The sequence below is a fragment of the Halalkalibacter okhensis genome, from assembly GCF_000787375.1.
GTDB lineage: Bacteria > Bacillota > Bacilli > Bacillales > Bacillaceae_D > Halalkalibacter > Halalkalibacter okhensis.
Genome location: NZ_JRJU01000061.1, coordinates 1 through 17,835 on the forward strand (window position 1 = coordinate 1; position 17,835 = coordinate 17,835).

Sequence of the window (17,835 nt, forward strand, 5' to 3'; positions counted from 1 at the left end):
TCGGAGTTATGTTATTAATAAAAAGGCTCGGGGGCAGTGAAGAGGAGCAAATTGCTGGGTTGCTCCATGACGTTTCTCATACAGCCTTTTCGCATGTGATTGACTTTGCGTTAGAGAATCAGGATGAAGATTACCACGAAAAAATTTATAACGATATTATTGGTTCTTCAAGTATCCCCCATATATTGAAAAGCTATGGCTATAAAGCTGAAGATATCCTAGATAACAACGATAAGTGGACAATTCTTGAGCAATCAGCTCCCGCTTTATGTGCCGATAGAGTGGAGTATACTCTTCGTGATATGTTTACATATGGCTACATTACGACAAAAGATATATCGGCTTTTTTAGATGACATAATCATTGTTGAAGGAAAGATGTGTCTTTCTTCTCCTGAAATTGCCGAATGGTTTGTACAAACATACTATCGTGAAGTAATTGATTTCTTTATGGATCCACTCAATATCTACGGGTATGATCTGCTAGCCAAAGCGATTAAACGCGCTTTAAAGCAAGAATTTCTTACATTTAATGATTTATTATGTACGGATGAAGAAGTATTACGTAAATTAAGGAGTTCAAACGATAAAGAAGTAGTGGATTTACTAAATCAATTACATGACCAAGTTTGTGTTGTGGAAGATGAGACCCAATTCGACCTTCACCGCAAAAATAAAGTTCGACTCATTGATCCGTGTATCCTAAAGAATCAACATATCGTAAAATCATCTACACTTTCTCCTAAGATTAAGGAAATGACTGAAGCAGCAAACATAAAAGCAGAGAAAGGGGTTTATGTTAGAATCATAAAAGAAAATTAGGCTTGAAAAACTAATAAGGTTAGTTTATAGTTTGAACTAACCTTATTAGTTAATTTAATTTGGAATGGAGTGTTTATGGTTATGAGTATCGAAAAAAGCCTATGGCAAATAACGTTTCTCCCGCGTTTGTTTCCTGTGAATTGTTATTTTATTGAAGAGGAATTTGAATTAACGTTAATTGATGCAGGATTACCTTATAGTGCTAAAAAAATAAAGGCAATGGCAGCCAAGATCGGTAAACCAATCACAAAAATTATTATTACACATGCTCATGATGATCACGTTGGATCGTTGGACGTACTTAAACAATCACTACCGGATGCAAAAGTATATATATCAAAAAGAGAAGCGCGCTTATTACAAGGAGATAAAACGTTACTCCCGCATGAACCTACTTTACCAATACGGGGGGGTATTCCAAAGAAAATTAAAACCATTCCTGATATATTGTTAGAGGATGGCGATCGAATAGGATCATTATTAGCTGTCTTAACCCCTGGTCATACACCTGGACTAATGTCATTTCTCGATACTCGAAATGGAACATTAATCGCAGGTGATGCCTTTCAAACTCGTGGAGGAATTGCGGTAGCAGGCCAATTGCAATGGAGATTTCCTTTCCCTGCATTAGCAACGTGGGACCCATTGATGGCTCTCCATAGCGCTTATAAAGTTCGTGATTTAAAACCATCTTTCCTTGCGGTTGGTCACGGGAACATGGTAGAGTCCCCGTTACCACATATTTCATTAGCGATTGAAAAAGCTGAGCGGAAACTAATCTATGATAAAAAGAAGGTAATTTAATATGTGCCCAAGAATTGGTTTGAATTTATACACGATTCTCCAAGCAGCAACTGAAGTAGCTGATGAAGATGGACTTGAATCATTAACAATTACGACACTTGCAAATAAACTTACTATTAAGCCTCCGTCATTATATAACCATGTCAAGGGGCTTCAAGACTTGAAAAATAAATTAGCACTATACGGGATGCAACAGTTATATAAAGAGTTAAATCTTGCAACAGAAGGAATTGCGCATGGAGAAAAGGCGATAAAAAAATTAGCCATATCCTATATAAACTTTGCAAGAAATCATCCTGGACTATATGAAGCAACACTTGCTGCTCCTGACTTATCAAATATTGAGTTGCAGACAGAGGCGAATAAAATAGTTGAATTAACCCTTGAATGCCTATCTTCATATCATTTTGAACATGGTCAAGCATTGCATATCGTTAGGGGCTTGAGAAGTGTTATACATGGATTTGCATCTTTAGAGCAAAAGGGGGGATTTGGCTTACCCTTTGACATTAATATTAGTCTGGAACTACTAATAGATACGTATTTAGCTGGAATAAGAAGTTTAGCCAATACGAAATAAGATTGAGAGGACTCGTAAAAGTTTAGAACTTAGCTGACATGCGGTAATCCATTATTTTGAGATCTCTCATCTGTATTAAACAAACGTTTGATTAATACAGATGAGATAAGTGATAAGCATACGACCAGAATTGAGGATTTTCGCGGGAAACATGACTTTTTTGTAATATTATGCGCTTGCCTAGGAAATTACTTACTAATTCAATTTCTATTAATGAAATGTTGTCGTAAGAAGAGAGCATGTATAAATCTCATATAGCACACGAACAATACATAGATACTCTTTTACAGGCAGGTGCGTATGAATTGAACAGCAAGTTATTGGTGAAGGTACTTTTGTTAGGTGTTGTGCCACTTATTAGCTTCAGTGTGCTCACATATTATGTCATGACAGAACAAACCCTTCAAATAGACCATCGAATTATTACTTTTATTAAAAATATTGAACATCCACAAGTAACAAAAGGAATGAAAGCCCTAAGTTTTATTGGAAACACTTGGCCAGTTGTTTTTATTTCGATCATTTTGCTCTTTGTTATATATAAAATTTACCGTAAAAGAGATGAAGTGCTGTTATTTATAATCGTATCCCTTGGTTCAACAGGAATAAACCAAGTATTAAAGTATGCATTTAAGAGGGAAAGACCTTTATTGGATCCTCTCATACACGAGTCTGGCTATAGTTACCCAAGTGGACATTCAATGGCCGCACTATCTTTGTATGGAATTATTACATTCTTGTTTTGGCGACATATCCAAAGTTCTATCGGAAGAAACGTATTAATCATTTTCAGTATCATCATGATTCTATCCATTGGCTTAAGTAGAATCTACCTTAGAGTACATTTCCCAAGTGATGTCTTAGGAGCTTATTTGTTAAGTGGGTTTTGGCTCTTTTTAACTATTTGGGTTTATCAGTATTTGAAGGATAAACAATACAATCAACAAGAGAGAAGAGATTATCCATAACAATAAAAAACGTATGAAGGGATTCACAGCAATGACTTTACATGACCTGCTATGAAACCTACATAGCAGAAGAAAAACAACAAAATGCTCCACTCATTGTTTTTCACTCTGCTTTCGATCTTAGATTTAAAAGAAAAATGGAAGCCAAAAATAAACTGCACCTACAATAACAATAATAGCGATGATATTTAGTCGAAATCCAGTTTTAATCATGTCTTGCATGGAGATAAAACTAGATCCAAAGACAACTGCATTTGGAGGGGTTGAAACAGGCAGCATAAATGCACAAGTAGAAGATAGGGCTACAATAGCCATTAATGCATAAGGGTCCATTCCTACTCCAGAAGCGATGCCAATCGAAAGCGGCATGAATATATTGGCAACTGCTGTATTAGATAAAAAATTCAGTCATAAATAACAAGGAAGTAGCAAAGACAAACAACAGCAATACATAAGGAAATGAAGTTATATTTGTTAAGTGCATTCCAATCCAACCTGTTAAGTTCGTTTCGACAAATGCAGCTGCAAGACTTAAGCCGCTACCAAAAAGAAGCAAAATCCCCCAAGGCAGTTGTTTTAGATCATTCAAGTTCATAAGCATCCCATTTCGAGATCGACACGGTACGAAAAAGAGGGCTAAAGCTCCAAGTAGCGCTATGGTTGTATCAGTTAATTGAATAATTAAACCATCGCCCATTATCCATAACGTAACCGCGCTTATAAAAATCAACAAAATGGACTTCTCTTCAAATGACATCTTCCCTAAATCTTTTAGCTGATTCTCTACAAAACCAATTGGTATTTGTGAACCAGGTGGGACTGGAAAACGAGATAAAATTAAAACGTAGAGGAGAAACAATAAAATAATGGTTATTGGAAAAGCAAACATAAACCATTCTGCAAATGAAATTGTTTGATGCAGAATTGAATGAGATATCCCTGCAAATATAGCGTTAGGGATAGAGCCTATAAGTGTGGCAAGTCCACCTATAGAAGCTGAATAAGCAACGGTTAGGAGTAAGCCTTTTGTGAAGGACTCAGTTGACACTTGATCAAATAATTTCTTATTTTTCACTTCTGATATTAATGCCAATGCGACAGGAAACATCATCAATGCTGCTGCTGCGTTTGAAATCCACATCGAAAGGGAAGCTGTTGCAAGTAAAATCCCTAATAGTATTCGCTTCGTACTAGTCCCAATTATAAGTAATATCGTCATAGCTATGCGCTTATGTAGTTGCCACTTTTCTATGGCTAGCGCAATAGTAAAACCGCCCAAAAACATAAAAATGATTGGGCTAAAATAAGCCGAAAACGCTATTTCATAATTGACACCACTTAATGGAAGAAGTATGAGAGGGAGGAGGGATGTAGCAACTATTGGTAGTGGTTCCGTCATCCACCAAATTGTGACCAAAACGGTTATCGATAAGACCGCTCTAGGTTCATTTGCTAACCCAGTTAGTTTCGGAATAAAATACAAAATCATTGCTACGGCTGGACCAAGATAAAGGCCAACCCATCGACGAATTGAGTAAGGAATGTGAATCACCATCCAATCTAAAAAGGAGAGTAGCCATGATACAAGGTATGATAACTATATAGGAATTAGGACAAGATTAAATCTTTTCAGTATTGGATAAAATTTATTTTTCCGTCTCAAAATTATGAGTAAACTTTGGATATGAGATATAAAGTGAATTTCCCAAACGACTTCCGATAATAAATGTTATGTTAACTAATAAAATTTGAAAAACCAAATATACCTAAAGGGGACTAACTATCACCTTTAGGTATATCCATCTTATCAACAGCATGTTTCAAATCGTCGTTGTTAATATGAGTATAAATCATTGTCGTCTGAATAGATGAATGACCTAGTTGTCTTCGTAATTTGGGTACATCATTTATTTCAGTGTGGTATCTAGTTGCAAATGAATGTCTTAGTTTATGTACGGATAACGAAGGCTTTCCAAATGCTACAGCATATTTTTCAATTAATTTCTCGATTGATCGTGCGGTTAAACGTCTCGGTGTTCCTTTTGGACCCATTGGCGCTGCAATAAAAAGTGCCTTGTTTGACTTATCAACGTTATAACGTTCTTCTCGAATTTGTAAGTAATCTTTTAAGTCATCCATTGCTAATTTACTAAAAAAAACAAACTGTTCTTTGTTCCCTTTACGAACGACGCGCGCAGTGAATTTACTATAATCAATGTCACCTATATTCAGATTTACAACTTCTGAGAGGCGAAGTCCAGAACCTAAGATAAGAGAGACTATTGCTGTATCACGTTCACGATTTAAAAGATGAAAATTATAAAGTTTCTTATTATCTTTATTTATTAGTCCGTAGTCAGATGCAATAAACTGCCTAAACTTTTCATATTCATCACCCATTAAGATTTTTCCTTCCATTTTATTAGCGATCGTTTCCATACTTTCTTTTATCTCGTTAAATTCTATTTTAGCCATTACGTTTCTTTGTAAGTAAGGCTTTAGTTCACGTGTCTCTGCGATGTTCTGTAAGTAATTAAAAAGAGATTTTAACGCTGATAATTTCCGGTTTACAGTAATCTCCTTATTATCTAGTTGGTATTGCAAAAAGCTTAAGAAACCTTCAACTTGTTGTGTAGTTAAAGACTCTAACAATTCTAGAGGCACATCTTTCATTTCACCAGAGTACAGACCTTCATTTATAATCCAATTAAAAAAGATTTTATAATCATGAGCATAATTCAATAAAGAAGCAGCTGATAATTTCCGTTGTTTTTGATTTATGTATTCGTCGACATACCACGGTAAATATTCAAGTAAGCTATTAAGCTTTTGATAATGCTGTTGCTGATTGGCCATATTAACACCTCGAGCTGGTTATTTTATAGACTAATTTTATTACATCTTGTTTATTACGTCAAATTTATATTTTACGTAATAATATTAAAGACTTTGGAATTCATTTTTTTCCTGAACTATGTTATCTCCTACCACCTAATTAGCTGTACGTTGAAGCAAAGTCATATACATATGGGAACCGAAGTTATATACATAAGAGAAATTTCACTTAAATAGCATCATTATTCTCTATCTGTTGGGAATCAAAGTTATATACATACCGAAAGCGATGACGCAAACTCATATGCATTCTCGTGTGTCCTTTTTAAGAATAGTAATTGGTAAATCTTTTTTATTTATTCAATCAGCTATTTTATTTAATATTAGTGTAAAGGTCTTACTAAATAAAAAGGTTGGTTGATTACCATGGCCCTTAGCTCAGAAAATAAAGATAAAACATTAAATAGTTTTCCTTGGTTTGTAAAAGAATATTTTGATAACAGTAATCTAGTAACACAAACCAAAGAAGGTTATATTATTGATCTTCTAACATTTTTTAATTGGCTATCGAATTCAAAGCTAAATAACTGTTTAATTTCGGAAGTTTCTCTTAAAGATCTCCAAAATCTTAAGGCTCGTGATATAGTGCAATTTAAAAAATACTTAGAGACAAATATCTTCAATCCTAGAAATAATAAATCTGGTCTGAGCGATTCTGCAGTTTCACGCAAGCTATCTGCATTGAGTTCACTTTTTAATTATCTAGCTTATAAAGCAGAGTTTGATGATGGTGAACCTTATCTGAATTACAATGCTGTCTCTCACATTAGAATAACCAAAGTTAAAAATGAAAATATCAATAGTATTAAAAAGCTCGATGACTCACTATTTCTTACTGAAGAAGAATATAACAAATTCAGGACTTTTATAGTGAAAGATTATGAATTAATGATTAAGAACAATAGACAGTTGCTTTTATATCAGCGTAATAAAGAACGCGATATTGCCATTATATCTTTACTATTGGAAAGTGGATTACGTGTAAAGGAGCTCACTAATCTGCAATTAGAGAATTTAGATTTAGAAAAAAATAAAATAATTACTAATGACTGCACTCGAAGCACTGCCGTCTTACCTGAACAAGCAAAGGTAGATTTAGAAAACTATCTTAAGGTTCGAAAGGTGCGTTATAATCCCAATGAAAATGTAGTTGATGTATTCATAACCAGGTATTCTCAAAGTGCGAAGTCACTTAGTGTTAGAGCAGTTCAAAATATAATCGACAAGTATGCTGAAGCTTTTGGAATGGTTGGACTTACTGCACAAAGACTAAGGTATTCTTTCGCGATTAATTTGTATAAAAGAACAAATGATTTAAGATATGTTAATGATCAACTAGCTCAAAAATCTACAAATTTGAAATGGTTCTATAATAGTTTCGAGGACAATTTATAACATAATTAAATTTCAGTCTTAGGTATATCCATATTATCAACAGCATTTTTCAAATCATCATTCTTAATGTGTGTATATATCATAGTTGTTTGAATAGAAGAATGACCAAGTTGCCTTCTTAGTTTAGGTACATCATTTATTTCCCTATGGTATCTTGTTGCAAAAGAATGTCGCAGTTTATGAACTGAAAGAGAAGGTTTACCATATGCAAGTGCATACTTTTCAACCATTTTTTCAATGGCTCTGGCACTTAACCTTCGAGATGTTCCCTTTGGTCCCATTGGAGCAGATACAAAAAGCGCTTTTACACCTTTCTCGACTTTATACCGTTCGGTTCTTACTGTTAGGTATTCCTGTAAATCGTCCATCGCTAATTTACTAAAATAAACGAATTGCTCTTTGTTCCCTTTACGAATTGCGCGTGCTGTAAATTTGTTAAAATCGATGTCAGCCAAATCTAGGTTTACAACTTCGGATAGTCTAAGGCCTGAACCTAGAATTAATGATATGATGGCTGTATCTCGTTCCTTATTTAAAATATGAAAGTTAAATATTTTTTTGTTGTTTTTATTTATTTGACCGTAATCGTGGGAGATGAACTGCCTAAAGGCTTCATATTCATCTCCCATGAGTATTTTCCCTTCCATTTTATTTGCAGTAGTTTCTATGCTGTCTTTCATTACATTAAAATCTATTTTGGCCATAACATTCCTGCTAATATATGGCTTTAAATCAGGCGTTTCAGCTATATTTTGTAGATAATTGAATAATGATTTTAAGGCTGAAAGTTTACGGTTGACTGTAATTTCTTTGTTTTCCAATACATATTCTAAGAAGCCTAGAAAACTTTCCATTTGTTGTACAGTTAATTTCTCCATTACTTCTAATGGGACCTCTTTGATATTACCTTGATAAATAGATTCAGATATAATCCAATTAAAGAAGATCTTAAAATCATGACAGTAATTCATCAGAGAACTCGAAGAAAGTTTTCTTCTCCTGTGATCAATAAACTCTCCTACGTACCATGGCAAATCCTTAAGTAACTGCTGCATTTTTATATAATGATTTTGTTGCTGTGAATTTATTGCCATATAATCACCTCATTTTAAGTAATTCTATAAATAAGTTTTAAATCCTTTAAATTTCATTACGTAAAAACAACATTTTACGTAATAAATTGAAGGTGATAGCTACATATAGAATTTAGATTTGTTGTTATATGTTCAAAGCCAAAAAGTACGTACAGTAAAGACATGAATTTATGTACCAAAATCTTTAATTGTAATTACCAATCAAAACGGTTCCTTCTCCCTCCATAAACTGTTCTACTAGTACAAAATTTTATGTCTTAGAATTACAATGTACATACGTTATTTGTTTTAATTTAGAGACAAAAAACGTATGTACATTTTTCGTTAGCATTTGATACTTGATATCTTGTACAGATTTTTATATCCTTTTACATTTATATTCATTCAGACTTTAAGCTTTTTCAATGTTTATTTTTATGTTTGTATATAAGCTTTTGTATCTCAGAGTAATGCGATCATTCTCCATTTATGGTAGAAACACGCACCACTGTCCTGCTCATTTAATTTAAGTGTAACATTTCACAATCTAAAAGCCTATGAGATATCCTCAAAGGATGGTCATTATTCTACCATTGCACTAGTAAACCACTAGAAGTATTTTATAAGCGCTAGAACTTTTTTTAAAACATTACGTCTTTATTTCATATCTACAAAATGACTGAGTTGAAAATAGGTGTTTGCACCTGTTTGGACCTGTTTAATTTAACTGCAAATAGGCTTTGCAAAAATCAATCGCCCTGTACTTGTTTGTAATGCCTTCGAAACAACAACAATTACATTCTGCCCTATATGTTCTTGGCCATCATCAACTACGATCATTGTCCCATCATTAAGATAGGCAATACCTTGATGATATTCTTTTCCGTGCTTTATAATTTGTACCTTAAGTTTTTCACCGGGTAGGACAATAGGTTTCATTGCATTTGCCAAATCATTAATGTTCAGAACCTTAATACCTTGGAGTTCGCATACTTTATTTAAATTAAAATCATTTGTAATGACGACACCTGGTAAAACTTTTGCTAACTTTACTAGCTTACTATCCACCTCTTGTATATCTGGAAATTTGCCTTCATAGATTTCAATTTCAACATTAGCATGTAAATTGTTTCGTATTTTATTAAGAATATCTAAACCGCGCTGACCACGAATTCGTTTTAATTTATCAGACGAGTCTGCAATATGTTGTAGTTCTCCTAACACAAAATCTGGAATAACTAATGTCCCTTCTATAAAACCCGCCTCACAAATATCTGCAATTCTACCGTCAATAATCACGCTCGTATCGAGAATTTTCATTTCTATTCTGTTTTTCTTATGTGCTCCTTCTTCCGCTTTCTTCTTGTCTTTACTGAAGTGTCTTGTTATAGAAAATAAATTATTTAACTCATGACGTTTCTTAAATCCAATCTGATAACCTAAGTAGCCAATAAAAATCGTTACAAAAATTGGTGAAATTGTACTTACAACAGGAATTTGAATGGCACTAATAGGAATTCCAATTAAATACGCAACGATAAGTCCGAGAATCAATCCCATCGTACCAAATATCACATCCGTTACTGGTGCTTTAATTATGGATTCCTCCATTAGCTTCATTAAATTGACAATATAATGAGTCAGCCCAAATGTCGTATAATAGAAAATAATTACTCCAAAAGCTGTACCTACATAAGGATTTATCAACCATAAAGGTATTTCTCTTAAAACATTACTAATTTCTGGAATGAATAAATAACCTAACGTTCCTCCAATAAATATAAATAATAAATGCACAAGACGGTTTAACACTATTTACCTCCTGCTTTTTCTTTTTGAGGAGTTTTCAACTTTCAACTTTCAACTGTTAGCTGATTTCTGGACTCCACTATCTATTGAACTACTTATAATGACAATTAGGGCACACAATAATTTGTCGAGTTGATTTGCTAAATAGAGAAATAAAGGAGTTCTAACATTTCCGGCAAACTTTTATATATTAATTTACCATTTTTATTGGACTTCAGGAAATTTAGGAAAATCCTATCATTCCTATCACTAGTTCAGAGATTAAACAAATAAAAAGGTCGGTATTTTGCATTTCAGATTATTATTACTGCTTTGTACGAATTGGTCTTTATCTTAATTGTAGACAATAAATTTGAAGAAAACGTGAATTTAAATTTATTAGGGAATACTTATTTTCTTTTTAATATAGTGTTTCTGTTAAATTGCTGATTTCATTAACTCATCTTTTAAAATCCTTTTTATTATTTTCTTGTGGTTAAATCGTGTTCTTCATTTTTAGCAATAATACTCATTGTTTCTTATAAAAACCATTATGATAAATAACACGATATGAATTATAAAAAAGACAACCCTAGTCCTTTTTGGAACCAGAGTCGACTTGAACGTATATATTCGTAATGAATTTTACTCTTTTTCCTGAAATAATGCAGTAGATAAATATCTTTCTCCCGTATCAGGTAAAATAACAACCATAGTTTTGCCCTTGTTTTCAGGGCGTTTACCTAGTACAGAAGCTGCATGAAGAGCTGCACCGGAGGAAATTCCAACTAAGATACCTTCTTCCCTCGCAAGCTTACGCGCAGCTTCAAAAGCCTCCTCATTACTAATCTGAATAACTTCATCATAGCTATCAACATTTAACACCTTTGGAACAAAACCAGCACCTATTCCTTGTATTTTATGAGGCCCCGGATTTCCTCCAGATAAGACAGGAGATGCAAGTGGTTCAACGGCTACAGAAAGGAAAGATGATTTTCGTTTTTTTAGTACTTCTGAGACACCAGTGATCGTCCCACCGGTACCAATCCCGCTAATTAGGATATCAACCTCTCCTTCAGTATCAGCCCAAATTTCTTCGGCCGTGGTTTTTCTATGGATTTCTGGATTAGCCGGATTATCAAACTGTTGTGGCATATACGCATTTGGTGTACTTTCAACTAGTTCGTTAGCTTTTTCAATTGCACCTTTCATTCCTTTTGCTCCCTCTGTTAAAACTAACTCTGCCCCTAGGGCTTTAAGAATATTACGACGTTCAATACTCATCGTTTCAGGCATAACGAGGGTACACTGATAACCTTTGGCTGCACATACATATGCTAGTGCAATTCCCGTATTCCCACTGGTTGGCTCAATTATGACTGTCTCTTTATTAATGAAACCTTGTTCTTCGGCAACACTTATCATCGCAAATCCGATCCGGTCCTTGACACTAGACAATGGATTAAAGTACTCCAGCTTTGCTAAAACTTCAGTACATGTGCTGTCACTAATTTCGTTGAGTCTAACTAAGGGTGTTCTACCGATTAACTCTGTGATGTTTTTAGCTATCTTCGGACGATTTAAATCCACTATGAAACTCCTCCTTAGAATTAATATTTTAATTGTTCATATTTATCATAGGATTAAAATGTGTTGAAACTATGAAAGATATAAAAAATAATAAACTCTTTATGAAAAAACAAAACTTAATCAAACACCTTCAATTGTATCTGTGTTATCCCTACTAATCCGGAAACTTTCTTCGGTTAGTTTATGTCTAAATAAGGTACTCTAAATAAGCTGACATTTACTGTTAATAGTTTTTACGTAATTTACTTTGCCTACTTTTCCCATATCGCGTCATTCCTTGTGGCTTATATACTGACAAGATAATAGTTAAAAACAACACCACTAATCCACCCCCAGCATGAAGAAGTTGGCCCCACAGACCATCAAAGTTAAAAGCACCAGTCTGATGGGTGATATTCGCTAGATAACTAACTGTCGGCATATTTAAAAGCAAAACAACAGTTGCAACTATGGTAAGAAGAAGTTTAAAGAGAATCCAATAATGCCTAAATAAGCCCCAGGCGGTCCCGAGTGACATGACAAGCCCAGTTAGAAAAGAAACGAGTGCTAATGGGACAATGACATACCATCCAATAATCTCCATAGCACTCCACGCAACTCGCCCCGTTTGAACATCTTGCGTTGTCAATGCAGCTATTACGAGAGCTATGTATCCAAATACCGCTCCCAACCAGCCAACTGTAGATGTAATATGTATCGTGAGTGTTAATTTGCGAAACCATGGTACCATAATCATTAATAACTACCTCCGGACGCTAAATGGCGACCTGGTCCATGATCGCCTGTGAAGATCATTATGATAACTAGTACAGCTATGAGGATCACAATGATTCCTATTACCTTAACCCAGGTTGGTGTTCTATGGTTAGAATCAGAGCCGGAATTTTCCATATCCTTATCAATTTTAGTGTCTGATGAAAACTTTTTCATTTAGGTAACCTCCAAATTATAATCTACAGTTAAGTATAACAATTTTTTATGAACATTCGATGAATAGATTTTCTCTTTTTAGCTATCAAAGAACAGATGGTTTATCGAATTCTTCTCTTTCATATGTTATATCCTTTTTCCAATTCCACTAACAAAACACTTAATAATTTTTCATCAAGGAGACACAAACGTGTCGTTCTACAAACTTTCTACAAAATTTATTTATAATATGTGGTTAGAATATAAAATCTAGAGGCGAAATCAAGGAAACTTAGATTTTTGTGATGACTACCTTAGGGAGAGGAATAGCTAAAAAGATATAAAGCAAACAAGAACGAATACTAGCTAATATCCGCATCTTGATATTTAAGATCCTTACAAAAATTGCGTTTTCAAAATATGTGTATAGCTGATTTGTCAGACTTTTATAGCCTCAAAAAGTATAGGAGATGTATTATGATATATGGAATAGAAAGCAGAAGGTTAATTTTTATTCGACATCTAGGCGTAGCGGTATTTTCCGCTATATTGGTTTATTTGTTTTATCTATCTTATTCAGCATGGGGGGTTGTTCCTGCTTTATTCCCAGATTGGGGAGCTGATCATCCATTTTGGAGGGCATGGGCACATGCGGCATTTGTTCTTCTTTTCCTTACCCTGATCATTTCACCAGCTGCCACACTATGGCCCCCTATTAAACGATTGTATTCTTGGAGGCGTGAATTGGGTATATGGTTTGCTGTGTTATCTTTCGGACATGGTTACGCTATATGGGACCGTTGGGCGCGCTGGGATGTGGCAAGATTATTTGGATTTGAATATATGGAAGACGTAGGTGGATATATTCTCTTTAGACCAGAAGTTGGCATAATGAACATGATGGGACTTATAATAGCTCCTATGATCATCTTACTTGTCGTTACTTCTTTTGACGGAGCAGTAAAGTTACTCGGAGCATCTGCGTGGAAGTGGCTTCACACCACATTAGTACATGTTATTTTCTATATTGTTATGATTCGCGGTGTATTGTATCTTTTTTATTTCTTTCAATATTCGCCTCCTAACTGGCGGGCGTATCCTCCAATTTGGTTCTTATATGTTTTTCTTGGGATGGCTATTTTTGTCGTTTTACTTCAGGCGTGCGCCTTTACTAAGACTGTACTCCATCGGAGAGGACGCAAACAAAAGAATGGTATTATCCAGATAGCTGCAGTAATTGGTATAGCCATAATGTTTGCAATGCCTTTGGTGCTAATGACGGGAACGATTGCGTATTTTGACAATCGAACGATAAAAGAACCACCAGAGTTAACACAGGACGTAGAAAATTATGCACAAAATTTTGAAATGGTTATCCATGAAGAAAACCAGAATATTTACATTTGGGCAAAAAATCTTGACAGTGCACCATACTTTCGCCAAATGACCGAAATATCAGGGGAGAAGATTCTGAACCAGATATACCGTTACGACGATCAGACTTTATATATGGAAGAACTAGATGCTGACATGGAGCTTGTTTGGTCTAAAATAGAGAATGTGAGACCAGAAGATATTGGAATTTTAGAAGTTGCCATAGAAACAGGGGGATGGGCAGAACAGTACGGAGCAGGAGAACACAAAATTCCATTTTCTAGTGGAGAATTACAAGTCTCCATTCATAATGTAGGAGAAATCATTCCCGATGCGGTGTTTGAAATTCCCGATGATATTGAATTTAGTTCACCTTAATGAGGTATCCGTAAGTTAATTCTGAAATTATACATTGTAGTGTGGCTATATATGAAGAGCTTGTTTTTACAATCACATTGAATTTGTAGAGACAAGCTCATTTTTTTCATAAAACATGGAATATAGGAATCGATTATAAATCCTTATTCATTACCAACAAATTACTTTCCCACAAAAAAACATTATAATTATATTTCAACGTGTAACACGCTAACTAATTTAATAAAATTATTTTTAAACTTTTGCTAGTCTCTAATTTACATAAGATTGAAATCCGAACTTTAAGAGGAGAGGTTGACATAGGAACCTCTCCTCCATTTATTAATGTCCTCCGTGGTCATCTCCACCTAATGAGACAATTTCCAGTTTTTCATCTAATATACCTTGAGTTATAAATGGAATATCAGTAAATGTACCAATTATAAAGCCATGGTTATATGGTCCTTCTGTTGGTTCTTCCTGAAATGCGGGTTTAACTTTGGCAAGATACTGATAAAGTTCATCTGTGATTTCACCTTCATCTAACAACATCATTGGAGCATGCTTTCCTAAATGAGCAAAAGGAGCAGCCGCAATGGCAAGTTCAGGTGTATTAGTTGATGAAAACACAAAACCGTGCCCAGGACTAGTAATTCCCCAACCAAATCCTGTTTCAGCATCTTTATATGAGGCGAATTCAATGGATTGAGCTACTGGATTATCCCCTTCAATTCGGTGAACCGTTCCATACGTTTCTAACTCTTGAGCAATCTCATCAGATATAATATCTTCTGGTCCTACAAGATAGATCGTTACCCCATTCTCTCTTGCATTAAGAGCATCAATTGTTTCTTGTGGAATCCCATCATTATCAACATAAAGTACAGATTCATTCATGTGAGCAATCCAATTTCCAACAGAAATTGTATATTCTTTTGCGTCTTCCTCTGAAGAACCAATTATTACATTTGGATGAACTTCATTAATGGTTTCTGTAAATTTTTCTTCAATGTTCCTAGCAAAATCTGCTACATTTGCACCCTGTACTTGTTCAACATTGTAGGCGTTTAATTTATTTAATTCTGCTTCTGGAAGATCGCCAACCACGAGGACTTGAGTGTCTTCACTATTGCCTTTTGGTTGTAGTCGATTAAGTTCATTTAAGACATCTTCAGAAATTTCTCCGTCCAAATACAACATAGGACCATCATTAGGATGGTGAACCAGTGTTAGAGCGGCTAAGGAATATTGCCATTGATTTAATGGAGCCAATATAACTGTCCCAGGTTGATTTTCCTCATGGGTTGCTGGCCAAACAGTTTGAGATACGTGAATGGATAATTGGATAGGATCATCCTCATTTATTCGAGTAATGTTCTTAGTATTTACGACCTTTAATTCATCAGTTGCTAAATTATTGAGGTTCTCCGGAGCTTTTGCCGCTTCCTGTTCTAAATTCGATCTATCTACGTTAACTGAGTCACCCTGGTGCCCTTCATGATCCATCTCTTCGTCCATATGATCCATTTCTTCGCTTTTTTCGATATCCTGATGCCCTGCATGATCTTCTTCGGCTTGGGTACAAGCGGCAAGGAGCATACTTAAAAGTAAGAAGGAGACAACTAACATCAACTTAGTAGCTTTTGATTTTTTCAATTTATCCATTCCTTTCTAATAAATAACTCCATTTATCTCTCCTGCCTTTATCTTATCCAAATTAACTCTACTCAATCGTTGATTTGAATTTTTTAAGTCTTAAAGTGTTTAACACAACCGAAACAGAACTAAATGCCATTGCTGCTCCGGCTATCATAGGATTCAGCAGAATTCCAAATTGGGGATATAGTAAACCCGCTGCTACTGGAATCAAGACAATGTTATAACCAAATGCCCACCCAAGGTTCTGCCAGATCATCTTCATCGTTGATTTAGATAGTCTGAGGGCCGTTACAACGCTTTTAATATCACCACGCATCAAAGTGATATCTGCGGTTTCCATCGCAACATCCGTCCCCGTTCCAATGGCAATTCCTACATCGGCTTGAGCGAGTGCAGGAGCATCATTGATACCATCACCGACCATAGCCACCATTTTTCCTTCTCCTTGTAGTTTTTTTACTTCTTCTGCCTTATGTTCAGGTAACACCTCAGCAATATAGTTATCGATTCCGGCTTCCATTGCAATCGCTTTGGCCGTTCGTTTATGATCGCCTGTTAACATAATCACTTCAATACCCATCGATTTTAAGGCTTTGATTGCTGGGATGGTTCCTTTTTTCAATGTATCAGCTACTGCTATGATCCCTGCAAATTCCCCGTCAATCCCAACATACATGGGTGTTTTCCCTTGATCAGCTAATGTAATTGCTTTTTCTTCGTATAACCCCAAATCAATATTGTATTTACTCATCAGTTTGATGTTGCCAATTAAGACTTCTTTGTTATTTAATGTGGCAAGTAATCCGTGACCAACAATCGCTTCGAAAGATTCAGGGTCATTTATAGGAAGGTCTTTTTCTTTGGCAGCTTCCACAATGGCTTCACCTAATGGATGCTCTGATGCAGTTTCAACTGATGCAGCTACTTGCAATAGTTCCTGTTCACTTACTATATCAGTTGTAATGATATCTGTTAGTTTTGGCTTGCCTTCCGTTATGGTACCGGTCTTATCTAAAACAACAGTCTTAATTTTATGGGCACGTTCTAAACTTGTAGCATTTTTAATTAGGATGCCATTTTCAGCTCCTTTTTCTGTACCAACCATGATTGCTGTTGGTGTTGCCAAACCTAACGCGCAAGGACAAGCAATAATAAGAATCGCAATAAAGGTAGTTAATGCGAAAATCAGACTTGGGTCCGGACCGACAAAATACCAAACAATAAATGAGACTACCGCTATTAGTAAGACTGCCGGTACAAAGTAAGCAGAAATTAAATCAACGACACGTTGAATGGGAGCTTTCGAACCTTGAGCTTCATTAACCATTCGAATAATTTGTGCGAGTGCCGTTTCTTTCCCTACTTTTGTTGCACGAAAACGGAAACTTCCAGATTTGTTAATAGTCGCACCGATAACCTCATCTCCAGATACTTTTTCTACTGGGATAGACTCACCGGTTAACATGGATTCATCTATCGTAGATCTACCTTTCGTGACGACTCCATCGACCGGAATACGTTCACCTGGCCTTACAATGATCTCATCATCAATCTTTACTTCATCAACAGAAATTTCGAGTTCATTTCCATCTCTAATCACTCTGGCTGTTTTTGCTTGCAAA

14 protein-coding genes and 1 pseudogene are annotated in these 17,835 nt (G+C 35.2%); 6 read left to right on the forward strand and 9 right to left on the reverse strand.

Annotated elements, in window-relative coordinates:
• The 4 genes from LQ50_RS22890 to LQ50_RS22905 all read left to right on the forward strand — a co-directional run.
• Window positions 1-821: HD domain-containing protein (locus tag LQ50_RS22890; RefSeq protein WP_034633952.1), on the forward strand; the 821-nt coding region annotated here is incomplete at its 5' end.
• Window positions 822-896: 75 nt separating this feature from the next.
• Entirely contained in the window at window positions 897-1,625 is a 729-nt protein-coding gene (locus LQ50_RS22895; protein WP_034633953.1) for an MBL fold metallo-hydrolase, read from the forward strand.
• A 1-nt stretch (window position 1,626) separates the two neighbouring features.
• A complete protein-coding gene (locus tag LQ50_RS22900) occupies window positions 1,627-2,205 on the forward strand; it encodes a TetR/AcrR family transcriptional regulator (RefSeq protein WP_034633955.1) in 579 nt (192 codons plus the stop codon).
• 239 nt (window positions 2,206-2,444) lie between these two features.
• The gene (locus LQ50_RS22905; protein WP_052144930.1) at window positions 2,445-3,173 is read left to right on the forward strand and encodes a phosphatase PAP2 family protein; all 729 of its coding nucleotides are present in this window, start codon (window positions 2,445-2,447) and stop codon (window positions 3,171-3,173) included.
• A 126-nt stretch (window positions 3,174-3,299) separates the two neighbouring features.
• On the opposite strand, the pseudogene LQ50_RS22910 reads toward LQ50_RS22905, so the two are convergent.
• Window positions 3,300-4,704 (reverse strand): annotated as a pseudogene (locus LQ50_RS22910) (SLC13 family permease).
• A 245-nt stretch (window positions 4,705-4,949) separates the two neighbouring features.
• Window positions 4,950-6,029, reverse strand: a complete 1,080-nt coding sequence (xerS, locus tag LQ50_RS22915; protein ID WP_034633956.1) for a tyrosine recombinase XerS — start codon at window positions 6,027-6,029, stop codon at window positions 4,950-4,952.
• A 405-nt stretch (window positions 6,030-6,434) separates the two neighbouring features.
• On the opposite strand from xerS (LQ50_RS22915), the gene LQ50_RS22920 reads away from it, so the two are divergent.
• A complete protein-coding gene (locus LQ50_RS22920) occupies window positions 6,435-7,463 on the forward strand; it encodes a tyrosine-type recombinase/integrase (protein ID WP_034633958.1) in 1,029 nt (342 codons plus the stop codon).
• Window positions 7,464-7,468: 5 nt separating this feature from the next.
• On the opposite strand, the gene xerS (LQ50_RS22925) is transcribed toward LQ50_RS22920, so the two are convergent.
• The 5 genes from xerS (LQ50_RS22925) to LQ50_RS22945 all read right to left on the reverse strand — a co-directional run bounded on the left by xerS (LQ50_RS22925) (window position 7,469) and on the right by LQ50_RS22945 (window position 12,844).
• Window positions 7,469-8,557: a tyrosine recombinase XerS gene (gene xerS / locus LQ50_RS22925; protein ID WP_003321457.1), complete on the reverse strand. Its 1,089-nt coding sequence runs from the start codon at window positions 8,555-8,557 to the stop codon at window positions 7,469-7,471.
• Between the two features lie 702 nt (window positions 8,558-9,259).
• The gene (locus LQ50_RS22930; protein WP_034633960.1) at window positions 9,260-10,348 is read right to left on the reverse strand and encodes a PIN/TRAM domain-containing protein; all 1,089 of its coding nucleotides are present in this window, start codon (window positions 10,346-10,348) and stop codon (window positions 9,260-9,262) included.
• A 621-nt stretch (window positions 10,349-10,969) separates the two neighbouring features.
• Window positions 10,970-11,914 (reverse strand): cysteine synthase A, encoded by a 945-nt coding sequence (gene cysK, locus LQ50_RS22935; protein ID WP_003321459.1) that lies wholly within the window; start codon window positions 11,912-11,914, stop codon window positions 10,970-10,972.
• A 223-nt stretch (window positions 11,915-12,137) separates the two neighbouring features.
• Complete coding sequence (locus LQ50_RS22940; protein WP_012960957.1) at window positions 12,138-12,650, reverse strand: hypothetical protein; 513 nt, start codon at window positions 12,648-12,650, stop codon at window positions 12,138-12,140.
• Window positions 12,650-12,844: a hypothetical protein gene (locus LQ50_RS22945; protein WP_012960958.1), complete on the reverse strand. Its 195-nt coding sequence runs from the start codon at window positions 12,842-12,844 to the stop codon at window positions 12,650-12,652. Before LQ50_RS22945 ends, LQ50_RS22940 begins: the two co-directional genes overlap by 1 nt.
• Window positions 12,845-13,300: 456 nt before the next feature.
• On the opposite strand from LQ50_RS22945, the gene LQ50_RS22950 reads away from it, so the two are divergent.
• A complete protein-coding gene (locus LQ50_RS22950) occupies window positions 13,301-14,575 on the forward strand; it encodes a hypothetical protein (RefSeq protein WP_003321462.1) in 1,275 nt (424 codons plus the stop codon).
• Window positions 14,576-14,896: 321 nt separating this feature from the next.
• Here LQ50_RS22950 and LQ50_RS22955 read toward each other — a convergent pair whose 3' ends face one another.
• Together LQ50_RS22955 and LQ50_RS22960 are read right to left on the reverse strand one after the other, a co-directional pair.
• Window positions 14,897-16,219 carry a hypothetical protein gene (locus LQ50_RS22955; RefSeq protein ID WP_003321464.1) on the reverse strand — a complete coding sequence of 441 codons (1,323 nt, stop codon included), beginning with the start codon at window positions 16,217-16,219 and terminating at the stop codon, window positions 14,897-14,899.
• Window positions 16,220-16,277: 58 nt separating this feature from the next.
• Window positions 16,278-17,835 (reverse strand): copper-translocating P-type ATPase (locus LQ50_RS22960; RefSeq protein ID WP_034633962.1); only part of this gene is annotated, 1,558 nt, incomplete at its 5' end.